Consider the following 24,667-nt stretch of genomic DNA (forward strand, 5'->3'; position numbering starts at 1 on the left):
GATGCCAGCTCAGCGATCAATGAGGGAGAGAGTTTACTCGTAAAACTGACAAGTGAGATCAGAGTTCTGATCGCCATTTCGTCAATTCGCTGGTGAGACGTTCAATTTCTAATTCCAAGGCAGGAATTGCATCGGGAACCCCCTGCAAATCTCCTTGAAGTCCCATCTCTTCGATCACCTTCGCAGCCCCTACTGCCGAATCTGCGTTGAAGTTGGCGCAGAGCCCTTTGAGACTATGTGCTGCGCGCGCAACTTCATCTGCATCTCCTGACTGATTCTGCTTAGAAATCTCTTGAACCAAGCCAGGTGCATCCTCAAAAAAATATCCGACCATCGAGTTGAGCAAATCGGAATCATTCCCCACACGGTCTAGTGCAGCCTTCATATCCATTACAGGCTGAGTTGAAACTATACCTGCGGAGTCAGCTAGAGTCTGTTCCGATGTCTTGCCTGCTGGATCAGCGGAGGAACTTGATTCTTCTCTGGTAATCGCCGAGTTTAAATTAGACTGGCGCGGGTATTTTGATGCCAGACGTTCCAGCAGCCTGATGAGCTTGGGGGCATCGATTGGCTTCGAGATATAATTATCCATCCCCGCAGAGATGCACTTATCACGATCACCCCGCATGGCATAAGCAGTCATTGCGATAATGGGGATATGCTCATCGGCATCCTCTTCATATTCGCGAATCATTCTTGTCGCCTGCAGACCATCCATGGTTGGCATCTGCACATCCATTAATACGACGTCGAAGGTATCATTGCGCACCCATTCCACAGCCTCGCGACCGTTATTGGCGATGACACACTGGTGCCCCCTCTTCTTCAGTATTGCTGTAATTACTTTCTGATTTGCAGGTGTATCTTCCGCTACCAGGATTCGCAGTGACTGTTTGGTCTCGTTAATCTGCACAACACCATTTCTCTCGAGCTGTGGTCCTTTTAATGCGGTCATAATGGCATCGAGTAAATCAGACTGGGAAATTGGTTTCTCCAGAAATGCCGAGATATCGAGCCCCTGACACCGCTCTCCGAAAATCTGATGATCTGCTGATGAAAGCATCAAAATGGTGGCCGTATCAAGCAGCCCCTCTTCTCGGGCTTGCTCAAGAAGCATAAAGCCATCGGTTTCAGGCATCAGCGCATCAACGATTACCAGAGGATACTCTGTCTCAGTTTCCTGGATTGAGTTGAGATGCTGTAATGCTTCTTTCGCGGATTCTACTGGCGTGGGAGACATTGACCAGTTCGACAACATTTCCTCTAAAATCACACGATTCGTCTGGTTGTCGTCTACCACCAGTACGGGAAGATCTTTTAACTCAGACACTCGCGACTTCTCTCCTGGGAAATCTATTTCTTCCGGATCAGCAACCGGGAATACAACCTGAAATGAAAACCGGCTACCTTGTCCAAGATCACTTTTCAAATTCATCTGGCCTTTCATGAGGCTGATTAGTTCGTGACAAATTGCCAGTCCCAAGCCAGTTCCTGAATAATGCCTGGTTGTAGAAGCATCCGCTTGAGCAAATGGAGCAAAGATCCGCTCCTGATCTTCCGGTGCAATACCGATGCCGGTATCCGACACACTGAATTCCAGAAGTACTTGTTTTTCAGTATGTTTGCCGATGATCGGTTCAATAGCAGATCGACCATCTGCAGGAGAATAGACTGATTCTTCGATAAACTTGACATTAACAACGACTTCACCCTGTTCGGTAAATTTTATCGCGTTACCTGCCAGGTTGGTTAAAATCTGTCTCAACCTGACCGGATCTCCAATGACGCGCCCCGGCACACGCCGATCAATACGACAGATTACTTCCAGCCCTTTTTCACAGGCGCGGAGAGAGAGCGTTTTGATTGCCTCATCAATAAGTTCTCTCAAATTGAAGGCAACGGGCTCCAGCTCAAAGCGCCCCGCCTCAAGTCGTGAGAAATCCAGAATGTCATTTACCAGAAGCAACAGTGAATCGGCGGAGTCTTTTGCTGTCTGCAGGTAGTCCCGTTTCAACGGAGTTAAGTCTTCCTGAAGAGTCAGTTCAAGCATTCCCAGAATCGCGTTCATGGGTGTCCTCAGCTCGTGACTGACGTTTGCCAGAAACTCACTTTGTGTGCGGGTTGCCTGCTCTGCTTCATCGCGTGCTTTGCTGAGCTCCTCTTCGCGACGTCGGCGTGCAGTAATATCTCGCTCAATGGTCGAAGTTCCTACAATCTGGTTATCCATCCCACGGATTGGTGAAACGGAAATGGAAACATCGATGATCGAACCATCTTTTCTCACCCGCCGTGTCTGAAATTGATCGAGGCGACGTCCCGTCTTCATTGCTTCCAGAATCTCTGATTCCTCACGAGCCATCCCTGGTGGCAGTAAGACCGATACCGTCTCGCCGATAACTTCATCCGCTATCCAGCCATAGATTTCTTCAGCACCTTTATTCCAGGAAGTGATTGTGCCATCGGGCGCCTTGCCGATGATGGCGTCCCCTGAAGACTCCACAATCGCGGCCAGTCGAGTTCGTTCTTCCTGCCATTGCACACGTTCAATAACATGGCGGATCAGGTTTCCCACCCCACGTGCCAGTGCCAGCAGATTTAGATCAGGTGTTGTCAGCCGCGTATTAAAGAATTCTACGACTGCGATAACCTCGCCATCGAGTTTCACGGGAAATCCAAATGCAGAGCGAACCCCCAGTGACGAAAAGTCGCGGGGAGACTGGAGTGATTGATCATGCTCAATATCTGTAATCCAGACCGGTTCGCCGCGTTGCCAGACTTGTCCGGGCAAATCCTCACCACGGGAAATACTGAGTTGCTGGGAAGCCTCATCCAGTGCTCTAAAATTATCTCGATTGGAAAAATGCCAGATCCGCGAAGAGACCAGACGGGTTCCATTTTGATTCATGAGGAATGCATGCCCGACAGGCCAGCCGGAAATTTCGCCGAGATTAGCGACACAGATTCTTAAAGCATCTTCCAGAGCATCAATGGTCGATGAAGCAAAACTGGCCTGTTGGAGAAGCGCAGCCTCAAGCTTTTCCCGTGCAATTAACTGTTCCGCTTCTTTGCGATCCGAAACATCACGAACGAAAGCATTAAATATCGTCTCCTCTTTCCAGTCGACTTTGGTAACCATCAGTTCCACAGGAAACTCGTGACCATTCCGCCTGAGAGCGGTTAGCTCCAGCTTCTGGTTGATGACTCGCCCCTTACCTGTCGATTTAAAAAGTCTCATACCGTCGAGGTGTTGCAGACGATACTGCTCCGGAATGATCAGATCAACCAGAGGATTCCCAACTGCTTCATCGTAAGACCAGCCAAAGATCTCTTCCGCACGTCGATTCCAGTCTACTACCAGCCCTTCCATATCCATCGTAATGACAGCATCCAAAGCAGAATCAATAATCTTCTGCAATTGTTCATCAGAAGCCCAGAGTGCTGAATTGGGGATATTCTCATTCGGCGAGGAAGGAACCATGCGTAGCTTATACTTTCATAGCATTTTTCGATTGATTCAAAACGATAAACCAGGGAAGTGGACTTCAAATGAAGTTATCAAATTCCAGACTCTTATTCTACTAAATTGGTGAGGTGAAATTGAAATGGATCATCTTCAGACATTTATCAGTCGAGAAGCCTGCTCAGATTCTAAAAGATGAAAGTGCGACTTGAAGACTTTGAAGTCTTATGCTGAAATTTCAAGGGGAGTCAGCAGGCTCAGTCTCCTCTATGTCAGTTGCATTTTCACTTGCTGGCTCGCCCTGAGTCTCCTGATCAATCAACTCTTTGCTTTTACTTGTCGCCTTATTCACAAGCTTTTCTCCCTGCTCTACTGCAGATTCTGTATCCTGCTTAATTTTTTCCTTGTGAATCGTGACGCTGGCTTTCTCCCCGCTATCGTTAAATGAAATCCAGCCCCCAAAGGCCATCGCAACTACAGCTACGATGATCAAAATAATTACAGTTGAATTTCGCACAGCTCTTCTCTCCTAGAGTCTTACTACAATCGGGAACTACTATAGCGCACGAACCGACGACACATTCGTAAACATGCCGTCGGTTGAGTGCTCCAGCAGATTATTAATCGACTGTTTTAAATACCTGTTCAGGAATTAGTCAGTAGGAACCCGTCGACCGGTCAACAGACTGAAAATCGCCAGCACGAGGAAGATGAAGAAGCAGATTTTAGCTGCACCATAGGCCATGCCACCAACCAGTCCAAACCCAAACAGTCCCGCAATCAGTGCAATAATCAGAAACATCAATGCCCAACTTAACATGTTGATACCCTTTCAGAATCCAGGCCAATTTTCGAAATCAGAATTTTGCTTCTAATCCGGTTGGGCTCTCCGCTTGATCTGCCGGTGCCAACCGACCAGGTAAAATTCCTGGCTCAGATAATTTACTTTTCACATTTTCAATCGCGTTATTGCGACAAATGTCGAATCAGCAAGTGCTATGCCAGAGTTGGTCCACAAAAATGATTATCAACATAAATCCTTAAAAAGCAGTCGGTTAACCGCCTGCAATTTTAGACTGTCTGTAAAAATAGACTATGTGGAGAGCGAGAAAGCGGTCGATAATCGATCTGTTCAATGAATATCGTGATTGGTCAGCGACCACCGCCTTAGAAAGGGGAGTAATCAGGCGGCTTGAGAAGTTAACAGCCTTCTCAGAGCCTGACCCAGGTCTCATTGAGGTCAATCTGCTTATGGCAGGAGTCAACTGCCATTCTCATCAATGCTGACTGTCTTCTCGAGGGAAATTCCAAATTGCGCAATACGATCACGAATTTTGCCTCGCGTGATCCCCAGGATCTCTGCAGCGCGGGTCTGATTTCCCCCTGTTTCATTTAGAACACGGGTTAAGAGATAACGCTCCATCGTTTCCAGAGTCTCGCTGTACAAGTCTTTGGTTTGCGCTGCAAGCCTCTGATCGACAAATAGTTGAAGATCTGAGAGCGGCAATGCCGGATCTTCGTCCAGAGGATCTTCTGACTGGAAGACTTCGGGAGTTGATTTAAATTGACTGGAAACGTCATCAGGAAGAAAAGAAGGAACGATTACCGGGCTGGTACTGTTCAATAGAGATTGACGGACTACACTCTGCAATTCACGCACATTCCCTGGCCAGCGATATTGTAACAACTGATCCAGGGCTTCAGAGGAAATTCCCTCGATCTCGGTACGCCCCATTTCGTAACATGCTTCGTTGAGATAGTGCTCAACCAGCAGAGCGATGTCGTTTCCTCGTTCCCGGAGGGGAGGTAGCGAGATAGTCATTCCATTCAGACGATAAAAGAGGTCTTCTCGAAACGTGCCGTCTTTCACCATCTGTTCCAGGTTTCGATTAGTAGCAGCAATAATACGTACGTCTGTTTCAATTGTCTTATTGCCACCTACGCGTTCGAACTTCTGTTCCTGCAACAGCCGCAGTACTTTCCCCTGAGTGAGCTGTGACATGTCCCCCACTTCATCCAAAAAGATTGTACCGCCATTGCATTGCTCAAATTTACCGATTCGCTGTCGGTCAGCGCCTGTAAAAGCTCCTTTTTCATAGCCAAAAAGTTCGCTTTCCAGCAGAGTCTCTGTCAGTGCTGCACAGTTTACCGCCATAAAGCATTCTTCAGAGCGAGGGCTATGCTGGTAAATGGCTCTGGCGACGAGCTCTTTCCCGGTTCCACTTTCACCACGAATCAGTACATTAACATTTTCCGAGGCGACACGTCCGATAGACTTGAAGACTTCCAGCATCTGTGGACTGCGACCGACAAACTGATCTCCGCTACTCCGTTTCTTTCCTCCCACAGGCAGGGCCACAGGAATATTCATCAATCGCCTGTTCTCGATAGCTTTCGAAACCAGATCGTTCAGTTTGGGAAGATCCAATGGCTTAGCCAGATAGTCAAACGCTCCCAGCTGCATTGCTTCAATTGCAACATTGCTTTCACTGGAAGAGGTAATGAAGAGCACTGGCAGCCTGCGATCCAATTCACGAATTTCTCGAAACACATCCAGTCCGGACACGACCGGCAGCATGATATCGAGCAAAACCACCTCTGGTGAACCAGTCTTGATTGCCTCAAGCGCTTCCTGAGCAGTACCTGCCTGGATGATATCAACGTTAATTTTACTCAGAGAACTTCTTACCATCTCACGGATAGTACGATCATCATCAACCACTAGTGCTTCTGGCATCTTTTATTATTCCATTGTCAGCAAGAATGATGGGGATCGATTTGAACAAAATACGGATGGACTCAGTATTTATTAAATCCAGTCGGTCCTAGCCCTGCTTTTCTAACGACTAAAGTGTTGTCTGGCCCGTATTTCAGCGAATGAATTCCCAACTCTCGAGACCAGAAAGCCTCACCGGAGATCTATTTCGGCTGAAATTTAAAACCATTATAGCACTCTTTTGTCCGAATCAAATAGTTGGGCTCGTACTTGAGTAGTAGGAATTTCCTTTCAGTCCTGTCCTGCAGCATGAGGTGGGCCTAGAGCAAGACAATCCAATTTGAGATCTGTCTAATACTAAACTTTAGTGGATTGACTCACGACTTAGTCTTGTTAGACTGGAAATAGAGAAGATTTGTCCAAAAGACACATCAGAAGCAGGCCTATGACAGCCCTGCAGCGCATAACATTACTGCGCTGCAGGGCTTTTTTTATCGCTCGACCGGGTCCATCTCAAATCTGGCTGTTCTTCAAGCAGTCCGGTTTGCCAGCAGTCGATAGAACAGAATTTAGATAGTTTAGCGCAGGCAAACGGAACACATCAGGAATTATTTTTAAATCCTGATATCTCTAAAATACAGCGAGAATCCTTTATGGAATCCAAACATACTCATGTGCCACCCAATGATTTGACCAGATTTGGCACGCCATCTGCTTTCCGACTACAGGTAGAGTCAGGAAAGGAGACACAAATGTTTCGCAGTACTAATGAACTTAATGGATATCACGTGCTGGCCACAGATGGCGAGTGCGGTACCGTTAAAGATTTTCTTTTTGATGATGAGTCTAATATCGTTCGTTATCTGATAGTCGACACGGGAAACTGGCTGCCGGGGCGAAAAGTCCTGGTTTCTCCAGTAGCCATTGATCAGCCAAATCTTGATACACGTGAATTACCGACAGTCTTATCCAGGGAGAATATCGAGACTTCTCCGTCACTGGAGGACAGCCTTCCCGTGTCCCGGCAAAAGGAAGTAGCACTCTCATCTCACTTCAACTGGCCTATGTATTGGGGACATTCCGATTCGAGTCTGGATCATCACTCATCTCAAACGCAGGTAGTGGAGTTGGACGGAAATCCTCACCTACGTAGCGTAAAAGAGGTTATTGGTTATCACATTCAGTGTATGGAAGGAACGTTAGGCCATATAGATGACCTGATTGTAGATACCGAAAGCTGGTCCATGCGGTATCTGGTGATCGATACTCAAAACTGGTTACCTGGCAAAAAAGTAATAATCGCATTCGACTGGATCACGCATTTTACGTGGGAAGATAAAAAAGCTCACGTCGATCTGACTGAAGAACAGGTAAGAGACGCGCCGGTTTATGATCCGCGACTACCTGTCAACCGCGCTTATGAAGTTCAGCTTTATGACTTTTATGGAAGACCCACATACTGGTGATTCTAACTGCGTCTGAATGCTTGTAACCAACTTTTGCTTAACCCCTGTGTGCCCGAGCGGCTACCGCTGCGCGCACAGAAACTGAGGCATCTACTTTTAGAAGGATAAATCTCATGAAACGTTCAATTTTTAAATTCGGATTAAGTATATTGGCTCTAATGTTGATGTCTTTCTCAACTTTCACCCTCACGGGGTGTGAACAAAAAGAAAAAGTTCTGGATGTGGAAACCCCATCCGGCGAGCTCGAAATCGAGCGAGATAAAAGTGATGGCTCGGTTGGTGTCGAGCTCAATAAAAAAGAATAGGATGAATACTCGTTCTTGATCGGCGAAGTATGCATTTCGCCAGACATTTCCATAACCAGAAATTGGAGGATAGTTTGATGAAAAGCGACATTATTCAAGGAAAATGGAAACAGATCAAAGGTCAGGCCAAACAGAAATGGGGGGAACTGACTGATGATGATTTGGACCAGATCGATGGAAAACGAGATGAACTGGTCGGCAAAATCCAGGAGCACTACGGCATCGCAAAAGATGAAGCCGAAGAGCAGGTAAACCAATTTGAATCGTCATGTCACTGCTGATGCATGGCGGGCCAATTCAGGAACAGCAGTGATCCTGTCGGGGTACACTTTCCATCTGGTTGATATTAAATACAGACCATGTCCTGAAAGCTGTTCTCCGACAGCAGGGCCTATTTATCTGAATTCCTTTCAGAGATTTCGAGCACTCCGAGATCAGCTCTGTACCAGGTTAATCCAGGGAGAAATATCATGAAGCCCGTCACCGTGATCACTGGAGCGATCGCCATCAGTATCGGATCAGTTTTATTGACCGGAAGTGGCCACGCTCAGAATAAACCCAATATTTCAAAAGAGAATCATTCGGACTTTCAAGAAAAGATCAGTAAACCACCTGCTAAAGACTGCACATTCCTCAGAGCGGCAGCAGTTTTGACCAAACGGGTTACGAATCTGAAACAACAGAATGTAGGAGAGATCAATGATTTCGTTCTTGATTCAAATAACGGCAAAATCCGTTACGCTGCGGTAACCTATGGTGGTTTTCCAGGGTTTGGAAATAAAATGTTTGCTGTCCCCTTCGAGGCTTTGACTGTATTGCCAAATAACAATCACGAACATGACCATCGATTTCTACTGAAAGTGGATCAGGAACAACTTGACGGAGCAACAGGATTTGAGCAGGATCACTGGCCAGATTTTGCTGACCAGGAATTACTCAATAAACCTGATCGTCGCTACAACGTCCGCCAGGATCCGGATGCCCCACCATCAAATGCAGTCATCCGGGCCAACCAACTTTTAAACTTAAAAGTTCTGAACATAGAAGATGATCAAATTGGTAAAGTGGAAGAGATCATTCTAGATACGGCTCATCGCAAAGCACGTTATATCATTGTCTCTCTAAATCATCATACCACCAATGGAAACAAGCTTTTTGCTGTTCCTTTTCAGGCATTCCAGGTGAAGTCCGACTTGATGAATGACAATCAGCAGAACCTGGTATTGAAGATGTCTAATCACCAGATCACAAAGATCCAGGGATTTGACCGGGATCACTGGCCGGATTTTACAGATCCAGTTTACCGGAAATCACTCATCGAACAGTTTCTGTTTGTTAAAAAACACAAAGACCAGGGTGTGAAAGTGGGCATTGATAGCTGAATCAAGCCCACAACTGAACCAGTCAATCTGGTTTAGAACCTGACGCTGCAGCCGTCTATTTGTCGACTGCAGCGTTTTTTACTGTCACATTTCCAAACCAATATCTTAAAATATATTTTACCGAAATTGACGCTAAACCGATCTGCCAGTTAATGAAATATGGACTGGGCAGGCTAATCAACCTGAGGAGTTCTTCCAACTTATGAGAGCACGTCTGGCAAATTTATGGGATTCCTTTCGCAGCAGTTTCTGGTTTGTCCCTTCAATTATGTCATTATTTGCAATTGCACTTGCAATGGGGACATGTCAACTGGATGAGCTGATCGCCAGCTCCAACAGGGAACTGAGTTGGTTTTCAACCACAGCAGAAGCAGCTCGGTCTACTCTTTCCTCAGTGGCAGGTGCCACGATTGCACTGGCCGGCGTAGTCTTTTCTATCACGGTTTTAACTCTGTCGATTGCTTCCTCACAGTTCGGCTCAAGACTCGTGCGTAACGTCATGAGCGACAGCATTGCAGACCTTGTCATCGGTCAGTACGTGGGAACGAGCCTGTACTGCATGCTTGTGCTTCAGACCGTTCGCGAAGGTAAAAATGGTACGGATGTATTCACTCCACAGCTGGGTACGGCAGTTGGATTGATTCTGGGATTAATCTGTATGGGGATGTTAATCCTGTTTATTCACCATGTCGCAACAGCCATGCAGGCCCCCACAATCATCACTGCGGTGGCACGCGACCTGGACCTCGCCGTAGATCGACTGTTTCCGGAACGGATCGGTGAACGTCCCGATGAAGAAGAATCCAGACTCAGCATTGAGGACCTTCGTGCAGAGTTAAGCGATAACAACATTACGGTCGCATCTCAAGCAGAAGGTTATATTGAGGGAATTGATGGCGAAAGCCTGGTTTCCCTGGCATGTGAAGCTAAAGGCGTCGTTGAGCTTCTATGCAAACCGGGAGACTTCGTGACTCGGGAAAAACTGCTGGCTCGGATCTGGTTGCCACGGGACACCGAAAAGACGGAGGACATGACGACATCTTATATCAATTCGGTGAATCGCGTCATTATTGTCGGCCCTCGACGAACCCCGCGTCAGGATGTCGGATACGCCGCTCGCGAACTGGTTGAGATAGCACTGCGAGCCCTGTCACCAGGCATTAATGATCCTTTCACAGCGATGAGCTGTGTCGATAGACTTGGAGGGGCATTGGGACGTCTAGTTGAACGGTCGGTACCGGTGCGGATTCGTCGCGATGGTGAATCAGTCGCGAGGGTTCTGATCACTGAGGCAGATGGTTTTCCGGATGTATTGATTCAGTCATTTGGACAAATTCGTGAATATGGTGCCAGCAGCACTGCCGTCTCTCTGACCATACTGAAAGCACTGACTGAAATCGCCAATCATGCCAGTCGTCCTGACGATATTCATGCCATCCGTGGTGAAGCTGAAGCTCTCCAGACCGCGTACGTCGACCAGCATATTGTAAAACAAGATCTTGAAACCTTCCGTTCAAAGTATCGGCAGTTATCGGAAATCCTGGACCAGCAATCATGAAACTTGAAGATGCCAGCACTCTTTGACTTAAGCATTTAAAAGGAAACAACACTATGGGAATCTTTGAACTGCTCATATTGCTGATTGTAGCTGCCATTTGTGGTGGTATAGGACAATCTCTGGCAGGTTATTCTCGCGGGGGTTGCCTGACATCGATTGCACTCGGTTTCATCGGCGCATTACTGGGAAGCTGGATGTCCAGAGGGCTGGGACTACCGGAATTACTGACAGTTCAATTTGGCGATCAACCGTTTCCGATTCTATGGTCAATTATCGGGGCCTCGCTTTTTGTAGCCGTGCTCAGCCTGATCTCATTTCGAGGCAAATGAGAATCCAGAAAACAACTTACTTAAGATCGATGGCATCTTCTGCATGGATGACAGCCTGCGCCATTTCAATCAAGCGGATTCGTTTGCGCGATGCCATTTTCTGCAACCTTTTGAAGGCTTCTCCTTCATCCAGACCTGCAGATTTCATCAGAATTCCCTTAGCCTGTTCGATAGTTTTCCGATCTACCAGGGCCGTACGTAAATCATGATTTTCTTTACGGAGTTCCGCAAATTCCTGAGCGCGGCGGTGAACCAGAAGTATGGCTGGTGCCAGATCAACAGTCCGAATTGGCTCAACCAGCCAGGCCATGATATGATCCAGTGCCGCAGTCTCTACCAGTTCCAGATCACTTTTGGGAGTTACGATGATTCCGGGTACCGGAGTTTCTGAGGCGATGAGTGTCAATGCTCGGATTCCATCCAGATCCGGCATCTTGACCCCGCTTATCACCAGATCGGGTCGGTTAGATTCACTACATTTTATCAGTGCCTCGCCTGTTACAACAGCATCCATTACGGTATGGCCGAGCGTTGAAACGGCGTTATTGATCGTTGTCAGAGTATTTTGATTACTGTGTGCAATGAGAATCCGAAGAGATTCCATGATCATTACTGTGAATCCTGCTTTTATGGCCCGCTATACAGTAAGTTCATTCAGACTATGATTGGTAATAAAGCATATTAGAGCAAAACATCTAATTAGAAGCCATACCCGACGAATTAAATTTAAGATTTGCCACTGAGACTGACTGAAATCTGACCTGATTTTACTCTCAATATTGATCATTTTTATGAAACGGCATTTCAGTTGCACTGGATTTATTATGACTTCGATTCCTCTTGACGGAACGAATAATTGACGGAACGAATAACTAGTCTCAACCTGTAGAAGAGAATGATATACTGCAGTCAGTGGCTCAAGCTGAAATGGATGGAAAGACAGTCCAGAAATGAAAAAAAAAGTTTTACTTATCGTCATCGATGCCCTGGCAACACGTGTTGTCCAGCCCGCACTGGAACAGGGATGGCTTCCGAATCTGTCAAAATTGATAGATCAGGGAGTTTTTCGCTCGGAATGCACTTCCATTTTCCCCTCGATCACGCCCGCAGCCACTTGCACGATAGCCACAGGAGCATACCCGTTCGAACATGGAATCTCCGGCGCCTACTGGTATGACCGCACCAAGGATGAAGTTGCCTTCTTTGGATCCGACCTGACAGCAATCATGAATGAGGGGATGGGAGAGTATCTCAACGATTTTCAGATCAAACTGAATATGGAACGCCTCCTGGTCCCCACGATCTTTGAGCAGATAGAACAGCATGGCACTTTGTCCGATGCAGTCATCAATTATATGTGGTATCGAGGTACCGTTACGCACGAAACCACAACACCACTACTGCTAAATCTGGCACCGGGCGTAGAACTGGCTGAAAGTATGCAGGGTCCCCATACAATGTTTTTGGGTGATTTTGTCTCAACTCCCCTCTACGGTTCCCTGCCCTCAGCGCGCGGTGGACTCTCCTATCGATTTGGATTTCATGACGATACCACGGCTGACTACCTGCTCGCTCTGAGCCAGCAGAAGTGTTTCTCGGATTTCACTTTGGCCTATTTCCCCAATAATGATTTTGTCAGTCATGAGAAAGGGCCAACTTACGCAGTCGACATTCTCCAGGCGGTTGATGAAACTCTGGGCTCCCTGATTGAATCTGAGGGAGGAATCACGCGTTTTCTGGAAGAATTTGCCATCTTAATCACAGGCGATCATTCACAAAGTGATCTGGATGCTGACTCAGGAGTTGACCTGAATGAAGTTCTACAGGAGTTCCAACTTGTCACAGCAGGAAAACCCTGGAGCAACTCAGAAGAATTAATGGTCTGTCCCAACATGCGATCTGCGCAGATTTATTTGCAGTCTGGAATCTGGGAGCATCGACGTGATGTTATTCAATGTCTGTTGAAGTGTCCTGATATCGATCAAATCATCTGGTGTGATGACGACCATGGACTTAATGGAAGTAAGCAACCTGGCTTCCATGTCGTCACCAGTGACCGAGGGCAGTTGGTATTCAAGCCTGCGGTTGAGAAGAAACGAGATGGAGTAGACTGCTACGGGACTCCCTGGCTCTGGGAAGGCAATCTGGAAGCCGTTGATGCTCAGGTCGATTCGGACGGTTTGATCACATTTGAAACTTACCCGAATGCCTTTGAGCGAATCGCAACCTGCTTTTCTCAGCAGACGGGAAACATATGGATTACTGCCCGACTCGGGAAGGAGTTTTGTCTGCCAGATCTGAAATGTAATCCCTCTGGGTCGCATGGATCGTTACACTGCCTGGATTCAACAGCTCCGTTGATAGCCGCCGGTTTACCCCCTGATTTTGAATTACCGGAGCACCTTCGGTTAACTGATATTACTCCCATCTGTCTACAATTACTGGGAGTCGAGTCATTTAGAAAGCCGGGGGCAAGCGCGATCTTAGAACCATACCCCCGGCAAGATTAAAATTGTTTAATGGGCCCATGTTTAGGATAGCCCTCAGAGCGAAGAATCATTCTTACCAGGGCTTAAGCTTCCAGCCGAGAATAAAGCCGACCCCAAAGCACCACAGAGCTGCAGTACCGGGTTTCTGGCGGGCGTAAGCCGAAACATATTCAATGAAATCGTCGGAGGGATTTAATGGCTCACCTTGCCTGGGTAACTCACCGCCTACCGGAGAACGATTCTGATTATAGTCTGTAGCATTTTGAGTTTTGGTGGCGTTCATATTCATAATGTGTATCCTTAACTAAAGCGTAATACAGTCTTCTGCATCACCTGGTTGATGTCTGATGATAACACTGCTTCTCGGAGAGAATTTTCTTGATCCATTGCGTATTGCTGCGTAGCTCGTCTCGAGTCCGTTTGAAATGTCCCAGACTGTGAGCCAGGCCTTTTCGGGCCAGGTAGAACAGTAATCCAGCCCCTGCCAGCGACAACAGAGCCATGGTCAGACAACTGCCCGCCAGGCTGAGACTGGTCATTTCACTGAGCCACCAGGAAAAGCCAAACAACATAACGGGAAAGGCGCCAACGATCAGGCCTAAACCGAGACAGAGCAAGATTAGAGGGTAAAGAGATTTGCGCAGAGCATCGCGGGAATCAACGGCCAGCAGTTCAAGCTGTAGCTCACTCAGCGAAATCATATCTGCTATCAGATCGCCGAATCCGCCTTTGATATCTGGTTGCTGATGATTCATACTGTTACGAATCATCGCTTCACCAGCCAGCCTAGGAGGAATCCTGCCGCAATTCCTACATTCAGCGAAAGCGCTGGATGTTTTGAAATCTGTCGCCGGATAGCTGAGTCTGAGCGATTAAAGGTCGTATCATGCTCAACCGGCTGACCGGAACTCGACATTGTCGACGAACCACTGCTCTCGAGATGTCTAGGCAATCTGGAATCATAGAGTTGATATTTTAACATTAGTCTCTCCCCCAATTTATTCTCTGTCTCCCATTATTTTGCTGAAGTGCTCGCCTGCCCCGTTGGAACTGCTTTCCGATCTGGCAAAGGAACTTGCTGGCTCTTGCGATGCAATACCATTAGCAAAATGGTGCATTAACTGTGCGGTAGCTGCTTTTATGATCAATCGGGTTACAAACGAAGCGACTGTCTGCAGCCCCCCTCCTGAAGCATGCTTTCTGGGCTGATGCTCGACAACCAGTCTATTCTTGCGGGCCAGTTTCTCAATCGTTTCAGCATCAGGACTCTGGATCTCGAGTCTTTTGGGCACAAGCAGGTATCCAATTAACGCTGCCCCTCCCAGACTCATCCAGGGATAGTTCCTGATATAATATTGCCAGTCCGAAAGGGTCGCAGCACTCTGCTTGATTTGATGCACATCACCATCCAGCTCGTTACGCAACCGCTTCATGGAGTGGCTGATCTCTTCTGCACTGCGACCTGGCCCCCCTTGATTCATCACTCCCTCCCTCAGTTTAAGCTTATAGTCCGTCATCGGTAATATCGCACCTCAGGATCTGAAACGACTTTTCAGAGAGCCCGGAAAGATCTCGGACACGGAATCTTTGACCTGATTGCCAACCCGTTCAGCAAGACCAGGTTCATGGTGCAGATACCTGGTTGATTCTCTAAACAGAGAGCCTAGTAACAGCCCTGCCCCAATACCTGCACCCAGACCAATCAAAACTGATTTTACAGGCTGCTCTTTTACATACTGACACATTCCAGGAGCAGACTCCTGTTCTATAGCGTCAGTTACGGATTTTGCTCTCTGCTGCGAGCGTATTTCAAGATCACCAAATTGATGAATCATCCTTGCCTCCTGATGTCAATAAAGAGGTTTGACTGAGCTTAATAACCGAATTTCTTAACGACGCCACGCCAGACTCACAATAACGCCTGCGATCAGCCCGGTTCCAAAAGCTACTGCAACCGATTCGACTGGATTCTTTCGTAGCGTCTGTTCCGCCTGCTGGTACCCTTTGTGCATAGAGTCATTCAAGTGCTCGTATTGTGCGCGAGCCGCTTCGGAAGCATGTTGAAACTGTTCTCTGGTCTTGTTGACCGTTTTCTCGAAATTTTCCCCCAGTTTTTCGGTAGCTTGAGCAGCTGATTTGGACATGTCGTCCACGATACAATCCAGCTCCTGACGGATTTCAGTAGAAGCCTGTCCGGTTTTCTGTTGAATTTTTCCTACCAGCTGGTCAGTCTCACCTTCGACTCCATCCAGATCATGAGGGCTGAGCTGATTCCAGTGTTTTTCAATCCGACCTCTCAACTCATTCCAATGACCACGTATTTCTTCTCGAGTAACCATATCTCACTCCTTAGATTTGAAATCATATTCTGCTGAACTGTTTTCCAGAAACAGTCTCACAAGTAAGTGATACGCAACTGGTGTGCCAGAGACGAATTGATAGTGAAAACGTCTACAGCCGCATATAGCTATTTACAGGCAAGGCTTGCATTTGCAGCAGACGCCTGATGGAAACCCTGCTGCGCCCCAGTACTGGAATAAAAACAAGTCTTCAGATTATTTCCTGCAAATTGGTCGCCTGCGAGCCAGACTGTCTCTCAATCGATCACCCCCCGTAAGGTATCTCCAGTCAATCAGTTGCTTTGATCCGGTTTGAAATCCGTTATGTCTGATCTAGAACGACTTTCGAAAACAGTAGCTATACACTGACGTTCATTCCGATATGCAGTTTAAGGTTCAGGCCAATACAGGCTCCTAATTACTCAGACCATAAAATGGCTGGTGGAATCCAAGATCAGAAACCAATGGAGTCATCCTGGACTTTTCTGCTGGACCTCTTTGTTTTGAAGCAGGAATCCCGCGGCGTTCCAGGACCGAGATTTGAATTTCTCGCAAAGTTCTAAATGTCATCCGTCAAACAGCTTGAATCGTTCGTAAGAGATACGGATCGCCTCTCGTCTGCTCATTGCCCCAGGGGCCTGTGGAATTGTTGTAATCCCTCTCTTCGAACCTGAGACGCGACTTGTTGTTTCGGGAAGCATTCGACTAGAATCAGGCCTGAGATTAAACAGTTACTATTCGGGAGGACAGTTATTTGTTAGAAGAGCAGGAAGATCCCCAGGATTTTCTGGAACGGCTGAGAGAAAATCCAGAGGGTGTTTTAGCGGACGAATATGACCGCTACCGCGATCGGTTATGGCGAATTGTCAATTTTCGTCTCGATCATCGTCTGCTCGGGCGTGTTGATGCGGATGATATTCTGCAGGAAGCCTACCTGGATGCTGCTACCCGGATTGAACATTATCTTAACGATCCGGCCACTACGTTTTTCATCTGGCTGCGGACCATCGTCGGTCAGACATTGATCGACGTACATCGTCGGCATCTTGGTGCACAAAAGCGTGATGCCCGCCGCGAGGTGAAACAAAAACGAAGGGTCTTTTCGGCTTCGACCTCGTTTCAGATCGCAGATGTTCTCCTGGGAGATTTAACTTCCCCCAGTCAGGCAGCCCTCAAAGAAGAGCTGGCCCGACAATTACATGAAGCCCTGGAAAGTATGAACGAAATCGACCGGGAGATTCTGGTCCTGAGACATTTTGAAGAACTGTCCAACCTGGAGGCTTCCGAGGTACTCGAAATCGAACCCAAAACAGCCAGCATGAGATATTTCAGAGCATTAACCAGATTGCGCTCCATTCTGGTACAAATTCCCGGTATTATTGAATGACCAGACTATCTTTGTCTGCCTCATCGTAGATGGTAATCGACAGGACATTCGGCAATGCTATCCCCCGAATCAGATCGCTCGCTTAAGAACCTGACGCCTCCCGAACCAGCAGACCTGGAACAGCTGGCGGAAGAGTTTATTGCACGAATCCGCATGGGTGAGCATCCTTCCGTGGAGGAATACCGTCAGCGATACCCCGAGCTCTCTGCTGAAATTGAAGAGTTCTTTCCCGCGATCGCAGCACTGGAAGGGGGTAAATATGCAGAGCCCGCTCCCAGCAAAGTCTCGTTGGGCGCTTCGGTTCCTGAGCAACTGGGGGATTTTCAAATTGTCCGGGAAATTGGTCGTGGAGGCATGGGCGTTGTCTATGAGGCCATCCAGCGATCATTGAATCGACGGGTTGCCTTAAAATTACTCCCGCGACATCTACTGCTTGATGAAAAACAACTTAAACGCTTTCAACGTGAAGCCGAACTGACAGCTTCTCTGCACCATACCAACATTGTTCCCGTCTATGGTGTCGGTGAGAATGGCGGCTTTCATTATTACGTCATGCAGTTGATCGAAGGTATCGGCCTGGATCAACTGACTCAGAAAATTGTCGCCACCGCTGCCAGTACAGGTCTTAAAACGAACAAGTCTCCAGGTGCGACGATCTCGCTTAGTGGCGAGGAAACAGTCATCTGTTCTTCCAGTGACAGCGGTTCGACCGACATCACACTTAAAACGGAAAACAATGTCGCCGACCTCGAATTTGAACAATATGTTGATACTCCTTACAAAATCGCTGCTCTGGGAATTCAGGCTGCAAACGCACTACAATATGCACATGACCGTGGAATCCTGCACCGGGATATTAAGCCTGGTAATCTGCTTCTGGACCATGACGGCCTGCTTTGTATCACAGACTTCGGTCTGGCGCGGGTCGCAGAACAGAATGACCTGAGTAAATCTACAGACATCGCCGGCACGCTGGGCTATATGGCCCCCGAAATGTTTCGCGGAGACACCTGCCGCCAGAGTGATATTTATGGTCTGGGAATCACACTTTACGAACTGCTGACCCGGCGATTTGCGATTGAACGCACCAGTCGCCATGAGATGATCGAAAAGATCACGCAAGGCTCAATCACTTCCCTGCGCCGTATCGATCCAAGCATCCCCCGCGATCTGGAAACAATTATTCTCAAAGCCATCGCTCCCGATACAAAACATCGTTATCAGAGAGCGAGTGAGCTGGCAGAGGATCTTAATCTCTTCCTGGAAAACCGTCCCATTCGCGCCAGACGAGTCCATCTGCTGGAACACCTCTGGCGCTGGAGCTGTCGGAATCCAGCAATTGCCAGTCTCTCGGGAATCGCATTCAGTTTACTGCTCCTGCTGGGTGTGACCCTGGCGATCGGATTTGAACGGGAACGACGCGAAAGAAAAAAAGCAGAAGCTTCAGCGCAACTGGCCACGGCCACCCTCGACCGTGTCTTCGACCGCTTTGTACCGAGTCGGATTCATTCCTCGGAAACGACCAGTACTCCAGCTGATTACTCTGAACCGGTGCTCTCGCGTGAATCCGCAGATCTTCTCGCTGGTATGATTCCATTTTATGAGGAGCTGGCAAAGTCGACTGGATCGCAACAGGAATTTCGACTCAAAGCTGCCAACGCGCAGCATAAAGTCGGCGATATCCATCGGCGGCTGGGAGATTTCCAGGCTGCTCTGGCTGCCTATCAGAGATCACTGGAACTATACCAGCAGGATTTTAGTGAAGCTAAAACATTGACGATCGCGACTCTGTATAACGAAATTGGTCGAATCCATAGCCATCTGGACCAGCTTCCCGAATCCAAAACGTCTCACGAAACTGCTCGCAAATTACTGGAGACAGCGATCGCACAAAACCAGGATCAGTCAGACCTGCGTTTTGAACTGGCGCGTACGTACTTTTTAAATGCCCGCCAATTCCGTCCCGAAGCCATCCAAAGTGGTAACTATCGGAGTCCCAAGCGTCGTCTCAATCCTGACCAGAACCCGAATGCAGCTCAATTGCAGCAGGCCATCGACATTTTGGAACAGTTGATTGCCTCAGACCAGACCCGTCCGGAATATCGCTATCTGCTGGCACTCTGTCTACAGGAACAGATTTCAGACCAGATTCCACAATCAGAATCAGACAGTCTCAAGCAGGCACGCGTATACAGCATTCTGGAAAAACTGGTTAAAGAGCACCCCAACATCTCCGACTATCGGCATGCCCTGGTGAAATCTTATGAACGAATCGAACTTCGCAATGCCCGTGCGAGTGATATCAGCGAAACAGTAATTACACGTTTAAAGAACGCTATTCAACATGCGACTCAACTGGTCACTGATTCTCCAACAATTCCCGAATATAAAATATCACTGATTCATTCGCACAACAAACTGGCACATGCGATGGATATTCTCACGAGAAATCATTCACCGGAAATTGATACTCGTCAGTCTCATGATACAGCAGAACTGTCTCTGCGAACGGCACTGCGGTTACAAAAAGAACTGGCAGAACAGTTTCCTGAATCAGCCGAGCACAATCAGTGGCTGGCTAAATTTGAACTCGAACTGGCGATGATCGTCGGCAAGAAAGGAAACACCGAAGAAGCAATCACACTCTATAAGCATGCACTCCAGATTCTGGAACCTGCCTGGAAAAAACAGTCTGGACCTCCCAAACAGCTGGCTGGGATCATCGACGCCACTGAGGAACTGGCACTGCTCTACCATCAGACAGGCTCGGATGTCGACAGTTGGCTGATGTGGAATAAGTTCGATGAATATGAGAAAGAATTCGAGCAGCAGTTTCCCAATTTGAATCTGGAAAATTTTCGGGGGAATCATCCTGAGCCTAATCGTGGCGGCCCCGGGCCAGGCAGACCCGGCCACGGCCCACCTCATGAACGTCGCCCTCCTCGGCCAGGTGGCCCCGGTCAAAACAATGGCCGACGTCCGCCTCGTTAGAACTTTGCTAACCTGACGAATCCTTTGACTTACCCCAGAAGCGGGACCATTTACCCCACATAGTGGGCCGTCGACTCAAGCGACGCCGCACGCTTTTCCCATTGAGAAAACGTACCAGATCAATGCTTAACTCATCTGCTGACTGATACCGCTGTCCTACAGGGGAGACACAGTTCAAGATGATGTTTTCATAATCCGTTGGAATATCTTTAACCAGTTCACAGGGTCTTGCGGGTTCCGAATGCATGATCCGTTCAATCAACTCACTGCTGCTTCGGGCACTAAAAGCCGGTATGCCTGTCACTAATTCGTAAAGAGTCATTCCCAGAGAGTACAAATCACTCTGTTCGTTGACTACGCCATTTAAGCGATCAGGAGACTGATTACGTAAGGTCAGAGTCTGTTGTTGCTTCAATGCCCCTTCCGCAAACTGAGGGAGGGCGAACCCGGTCAACCAGCAGTCCCAGTCCGCATTCACCAGAACATTCTCCGGGCGAAAATCATTGTGCAATACCCCATGATTGTGAGCGTAGCGTAATGCATTAGATAACTGAAGTGCGATCAATGCCGATACCCGCCAACGATCACTCTCTAATGCATGCGTCACAGCCTGTATCTGTTGTCTGTTTTGCTGTGATTCATCCCGGTCCCCCGTTAAAGACGAAGCAGCCCCAGAGAAACAGGCGATTACCTGATTGAGACCAACTCCCTGTACCTGCTGCAGCACAGCGTACGAATACCCCTGGTCTTCTCCAGTACTGTAGATGGATATAATGTTTTTGTGCTGCAAGCGAAATGTCAGATGGGCTTCCCGTTTGAACCGGTCCCGCCAGCGTGGCGTCAATTCCGATTTCCAGGGCATCAACTTCACAGCCACCGGTCGTCGTTGTGCTCCCTGCACTGCCTCGAAAAACAGGGCGGTGCGACTGCGACTCATTTCGCGAATCAACTGACAATTTCCCAGCTGCCTCAGCTTCAGACAATCAGCAGACTGCTGTTTGAGACAGTCGATTTCCTGATTCCCCTTCCACTCTTCCATCGCAATCAGAACAGGAAAACTCTCTCGGATTTCTGTAGCATATTCTGGATAGCTATCGGCATAGTCATCAATGGAGGGATTCAACCAGCGACGATATTCATCCACAAATTGAGTCGCCAGTTCCTCAAGCGTACAGTATCCCGAGTCAGTCCCAGCAGTGCCGTTTCTTTGCGTTAATAGCTCAGTATTCATGATGAACCTTCATGAGCGTCTGGAGTCGCTTTTTAGCCTCGATTCAAATCGACCCATATTACGAGGATTCAAAGAATGAGACTGTGGGACACAGATTGAGCCATAACTAAGACATTGAAATGGCGTATCTGCTTTCTGGCAGGTCACTTATGACATACAAGTGGGGAGGAAACAAGATCATAAGTGGGCCCGTAAAGCTTATAACGCTCTGAGAGGAAGCAGAACTACTGAAAAACAGAGATTTCTCGCAGCCTCGTCGTTCGCCTGTACCAGCGGAGGAAAGCCTATTCCAGTTCCAGCTCCTGATAGCGAGCGTCCTTTCCGAGGACTGTCCCCCAGACCCGATCTGAAGCCTGATGACGCGAGGGACCGAAATTGATGATCGGCCCAATCCCCAGATCCAGATTCTTGATCTGCTCCAGAGCGTCAATCAGATTCTCCGTCGTGACGGCCTTTCCTGACGCCTGCAGTTTTTTCAGACCTTCAACCAGACATTCAGCGGCCAGATACCCCTCCAGAGATACGAATCCTGGTTTGGAAAGCGGGTAATATTTTTTCAGAGAATCGCGATAGCGTAAGACCCCGGTTGCACTCGAAAGATAGTAGGGTACAACTTGAGTGACGATTACGCCCTCCGCGTATTTAGCCCCCATTTCTTTGAACTGCTGGGCCAGCAGTTCACTTCCGACGAATGAGACAGCTGCCGTCTGGATCTTCAGCTTGCGATCTTTGATCTGCTGAACCATCAGTGCGGCTGGCTTGAATGTCGCTACTATAATCAGGGCCTCAACCCGGTTCTGATTCTGGACGATCTGCTCGACCGCATCGGTGATCTGAGTTGTATTCCGGTCATAGCCTACGCGAAGAATATTTTCCGGCTGGATCTTATATTTCTCCAGTGCCTTGGCTACACCGGCGAAGCCATCATCGCCGAATGAATCGTTCTGTGCAAAGACTGCGATCTTATCAGGAGCAATTCGCTGCTTCTCAACAAAGTAATGCACCATAGCCGCTGTTTCATCGGCATAACTGGCTCGCAGATTAAATACATAACGATCAGGTGGATCGCGGCGGAGGGCCTGTGCACCGGTAAATGGAGCGAAGAACAGATGCTGATGCTCATTCGCATACGGGACCGATGCTTTCGCTGTAGGAGTCCCCACATTTCCAATTACCGCGAAAATCTGATCCTCTTCAAACAGGTGCTGCATGTTTGCGAGGGCCTGATCGGGTTCATACCCGTCGTCCTTGACCACGAGTTCAATCTGACGCCCCCCAATGCCTCCTTCATCATTGACTCGCTTGAAACAGGCTTGCATCCCCATGACCATGTTATTGCCCAGTTCCTTGTTGGCTCCGGTCATAGCCGTCGAGGTTCCCAGTAGGATTTTCTCTGCTGTAACTCCCTGTCCGGAAGGTCCAGCATTCACCTGGGGTGCGACCGATTTTCCCGCTTCCTGATTTTGATTTCCGTTCCAGAAATACCAGGGAACCAGTGTCAAAAGTAAAAAGGTCACCAGGAACACGACACCATTAAATACGTTTTTCCGCCAGCCACCAGACACCCGGGGTTTTGCATGTGCCCGGTCCAGTTCTTTCTGACTGAGCACTGTGGTATCGCCGTACTTTTCGGAATTAGCCGTTATCGCCTTCAGATCGACCAGCATCTCCTGAGCGGACTGATAGCGATCTTCCGGTTTCTTTGCCATGGATTTCTGCACGATGGCGGCACATTTATCCGGAATCTGTGCATTCACGTTTCGAGGATCCAGCAGATCGGCATGACAGTGAGCATACATAATCTGTACGATGCTGCCCGCGTCTTCGTAGGGATGATCGCCCGTCAGTAGAGTGTAGTATGTTGCGCCCAGGGAATAGATATCGCTGCGTAAATCAACGGGTTTAGACTCACACTGTTCAGGGCTCATGAAGTAAGGCGTCCCGATGAGTTGCCCGTCTTGAGTCAGCTGAAGTGACTGCTGAACGACCCGTTTTGCCAGACCAAAGTCAGCGACCTTGATCGTGCCATGTCGGGACTGCAAGAGGTTCCCGGGTTTGATGTCCCGGTGTACCAGCCCCGAAGTATGAGCGACCATCAAGCCTTCACAGGCATCAGCAATAATGCGTGTTGCCTGAAGGGGTGAATAGGGGCCGATAGTCTCCAGATGATCGTCGGTGCTGCCACCGGTCATCAGTTCCATGACGATATAATGGACATCCCCTTCCTGCCCGATATCGTGAATCGAGACAATATGAGGATGCGTCAAACGGCCGGCAGCCCGGGCTTCCGCCAGAAACCGTTCCAGCATATTTTTATCGGAGGCTAATTCAGCCGGCAGTAGCTTGATGGCGACTTCGCGGCCGATGGTATCATCGTAAGCACGATAGACGACCCCCATACCGCCCTGGCCCAGGAGACCGGTAATTTCATATTTCCCCAGTTTCCTGCCAATCCAGGCAGCAGCTTTCTCTGCGGAAGGGCCTCCCATCTGCTGCGCAGATTTGCTGGCAGCACTGTCGACACCGATGACGGTCTTGTCGATTTCCTTGATATCAATGAGGGGAAACTGATCGACAGTCTCTTCTTCATCTACATTGACCGGAGGAAATTCGTCCACAGTTTCTTCACCATCCAGGGGATCTTTAAAACCTTCGTCCGACACGGTTCTAATTTCCTGAGACCATAAGCCTCAATCATTTGGTTACGGCTAAAAGTAACCCCACGGGGTGCCCGCCACCCGACATATTCTTTTGATCAGATCAGGATCATCGAATATCAAGGAGGTATTGATAGATATACAGAATCATCGTTCATAAAAAAAATTTACGCAATCGATTTTTTTTATTCTCAGATGATTATTCACGAAAACTCAGTAGCCCGAAGGAATGTGCAGTCTCAGCACTTCTTTTCTACCCTCAATAACGGCAGAATGTTTGAGATGCTATCTGTTTTTCACTGAGTTTTTGTGAATTAAATCGTATTTCCAGGCTCCGCCAATGTGTAAATTGGGGGC

General features: G+C 48.2%; 21 protein-coding genes. 9 read left to right on the top strand and 12 right to left on the bottom strand.

Annotation, left to right across the window (positions count from 1 at the left end):
• Positions 1 to 58 precede the first annotated feature (58 nt).
• The 4 genes from F1728_RS06965 to F1728_RS06980 form a co-directional block, all read right to left on the bottom strand.
• Positions 59 to 3,478, bottom strand: a complete 3,420-nt coding sequence (locus tag F1728_RS06965) for a PAS domain S-box protein (RefSeq protein WP_155363498.1) — start codon at positions 3,476 to 3,478, stop codon at positions 59 to 61.
• Between the two features lie 220 nt (positions 3,479 to 3,698).
• Positions 3,699 to 3,977: a hypothetical protein gene (locus tag F1728_RS06970; protein ID WP_155363499.1), complete on the bottom strand. Its 279-nt coding sequence runs from the start codon at positions 3,975 to 3,977 to the stop codon at positions 3,699 to 3,701.
• A 135-nt stretch (positions 3,978 to 4,112) separates the two neighbouring features.
• Complete coding sequence (locus F1728_RS06975) at positions 4,113 to 4,280, bottom strand: DUF1328 domain-containing protein (protein WP_145181643.1); 168 nt, start codon at positions 4,278 to 4,280, stop codon at positions 4,113 to 4,115.
• Positions 4,281 to 4,721: 441 nt separating this feature from the next.
• Positions 4,722 to 6,197 carry a sigma-54-dependent transcriptional regulator gene (locus F1728_RS06980; protein WP_155363500.1) on the bottom strand — a complete coding sequence of 492 codons (1,476 nt, stop codon included), beginning with the start codon at positions 6,195 to 6,197 and terminating at the stop codon, positions 4,722 to 4,724.
• Positions 6,198 to 6,928: 731 nt separating this feature from the next.
• Here F1728_RS06980 and F1728_RS06985 point away from each other — a divergent pair.
• The 6 genes from F1728_RS06985 (at position 6,929) to F1728_RS07010 (ending at position 11,216) form a co-directional block, all read left to right on the top strand.
• Complete coding sequence (locus tag F1728_RS06985; RefSeq protein WP_194242718.1) at positions 6,929 to 7,642, top strand: PRC-barrel domain-containing protein; 714 nt, start codon at positions 6,929 to 6,931, stop codon at positions 7,640 to 7,642.
• Positions 7,643 to 7,755: 113 nt separating this feature from the next.
• Positions 7,756 to 7,947, top strand: coding sequence for a hypothetical protein (locus tag F1728_RS06990; protein WP_155363502.1), 192 nt, complete (start codon positions 7,756 to 7,758; stop codon positions 7,945 to 7,947).
• 77 nt (positions 7,948 to 8,024) lie between these two features.
• Positions 8,025 to 8,228 carry a CsbD family protein gene (locus tag F1728_RS06995; protein ID WP_194242719.1) on the top strand — a complete coding sequence of 68 codons (204 nt, stop codon included), beginning with the start codon at positions 8,025 to 8,027 and terminating at the stop codon, positions 8,226 to 8,228.
• A 189-nt stretch (positions 8,229 to 8,417) separates the two neighbouring features.
• Complete coding sequence (locus F1728_RS07000; RefSeq protein ID WP_155363504.1) at positions 8,418 to 9,329, top strand: PRC-barrel domain-containing protein; 912 nt, start codon at positions 8,418 to 8,420, stop codon at positions 9,327 to 9,329.
• A gap of 202 nt (positions 9,330 to 9,531) precedes the next feature.
• Complete coding sequence (locus tag F1728_RS07005) at positions 9,532 to 10,887, top strand: DUF2254 domain-containing protein (RefSeq protein ID WP_155363505.1); 1,356 nt, start codon at positions 9,532 to 9,534, stop codon at positions 10,885 to 10,887.
• Positions 10,888 to 10,940: 53 nt separating this feature from the next.
• A complete protein-coding gene (locus F1728_RS07010) occupies positions 10,941 to 11,216 on the top strand; it encodes a GlsB/YeaQ/YmgE family stress response membrane protein (RefSeq protein WP_155363506.1) in 276 nt (91 codons plus the stop codon).
• A 16-nt stretch (positions 11,217 to 11,232) separates the two neighbouring features.
• Here F1728_RS07010 and F1728_RS07015 read toward each other — a convergent pair whose 3' ends face one another.
• Complete coding sequence (locus F1728_RS07015; protein ID WP_155363507.1) at positions 11,233 to 11,826, bottom strand: ANTAR domain-containing response regulator; 594 nt, start codon at positions 11,824 to 11,826, stop codon at positions 11,233 to 11,235.
• 340 nt (positions 11,827 to 12,166) lie between these two features.
• Between F1728_RS07015 and F1728_RS07020 the strand changes: the two genes are divergently transcribed.
• A complete protein-coding gene (locus F1728_RS07020) occupies positions 12,167 to 13,726 on the top strand; it encodes an alkaline phosphatase family protein (RefSeq protein ID WP_155363508.1) in 1,560 nt (519 codons plus the stop codon).
• A gap of 52 nt (positions 13,727 to 13,778) precedes the next feature.
• Here F1728_RS07020 and F1728_RS07025 read toward each other — a convergent pair whose 3' ends face one another.
• The 5 genes from F1728_RS07025 to F1728_RS07045 all read right to left on the bottom strand — a co-directional run bounded on the left by F1728_RS07025 (position 13,779) and on the right by F1728_RS07045 (position 16,044).
• Entirely contained in the window at positions 13,779 to 13,994 is a 216-nt protein-coding gene (locus tag F1728_RS07025) for a hypothetical protein (RefSeq protein WP_155363509.1), read from the bottom strand.
• A gap of 40 nt (positions 13,995 to 14,034) precedes the next feature.
• Positions 14,035 to 14,475 carry a phage holin family protein gene (locus F1728_RS07030; RefSeq protein WP_155363510.1) on the bottom strand — a complete coding sequence of 147 codons (441 nt, stop codon included), beginning with the start codon at positions 14,473 to 14,475 and terminating at the stop codon, positions 14,035 to 14,037.
• Positions 14,476 to 14,703: 228 nt separating this feature from the next.
• Positions 14,704 to 15,186: a hypothetical protein gene (locus tag F1728_RS07035; RefSeq protein WP_155363511.1), complete on the bottom strand. Its 483-nt coding sequence runs from the start codon at positions 15,184 to 15,186 to the stop codon at positions 14,704 to 14,706.
• A gap of 51 nt (positions 15,187 to 15,237) precedes the next feature.
• A complete protein-coding gene (locus F1728_RS07040) occupies positions 15,238 to 15,540 on the bottom strand; it encodes a hypothetical protein (protein WP_155363512.1) in 303 nt (100 codons plus the stop codon).
• Between the two features lie 54 nt (positions 15,541 to 15,594).
• The gene (locus tag F1728_RS07045; RefSeq protein WP_155363513.1) at positions 15,595 to 16,044 is read right to left on the bottom strand and encodes a CsbD family protein; all 450 of its coding nucleotides are present in this window, start codon (positions 16,042 to 16,044) and stop codon (positions 15,595 to 15,597) included.
• A gap of 754 nt (positions 16,045 to 16,798) precedes the next feature.
• Between F1728_RS07045 and F1728_RS07050 the strand changes: the two genes are divergently transcribed.
• A complete protein-coding gene (locus F1728_RS07050; RefSeq protein WP_155363514.1) occupies positions 16,799 to 17,431 on the top strand; it encodes a sigma-70 family RNA polymerase sigma factor in 633 nt (210 codons plus the stop codon).
• A 54-nt stretch (positions 17,432 to 17,485) separates the two neighbouring features.
• On the top strand, positions 17,486 to 20,422 hold the full coding sequence (locus F1728_RS07055; protein WP_155363515.1) for a serine/threonine-protein kinase: 2,937 nt from the start codon (positions 17,486 to 17,488) through the stop codon (positions 20,420 to 20,422).
• Positions 20,423 to 20,429: 7 nt separating this feature from the next.
• On the opposite strand, the gene F1728_RS07060 is transcribed toward F1728_RS07055, so the two are convergent.
• On the bottom strand, positions 20,430 to 21,653 hold the full coding sequence (locus F1728_RS07060; protein ID WP_155363516.1) for a serine/threonine protein kinase: 1,224 nt from the start codon (positions 21,651 to 21,653) through the stop codon (positions 20,430 to 20,432).
• Positions 21,654 to 21,937: 284 nt separating this feature from the next.
• The gene (locus F1728_RS07065) at positions 21,938 to 24,316 is read right to left on the bottom strand and encodes an ABC transporter substrate-binding protein (RefSeq protein ID WP_155363517.1); all 2,379 of its coding nucleotides are present in this window, start codon (positions 24,314 to 24,316) and stop codon (positions 21,938 to 21,940) included.
• Positions 24,317 to 24,667: the final 351 nt, after the last annotated feature.

The organism is Gimesia benthica (assembly GCF_009720525.1).
Classification (GTDB): domain Bacteria; phylum Planctomycetota; class Planctomycetia; order Planctomycetales; family Planctomycetaceae; genus Gimesia; species Gimesia benthica.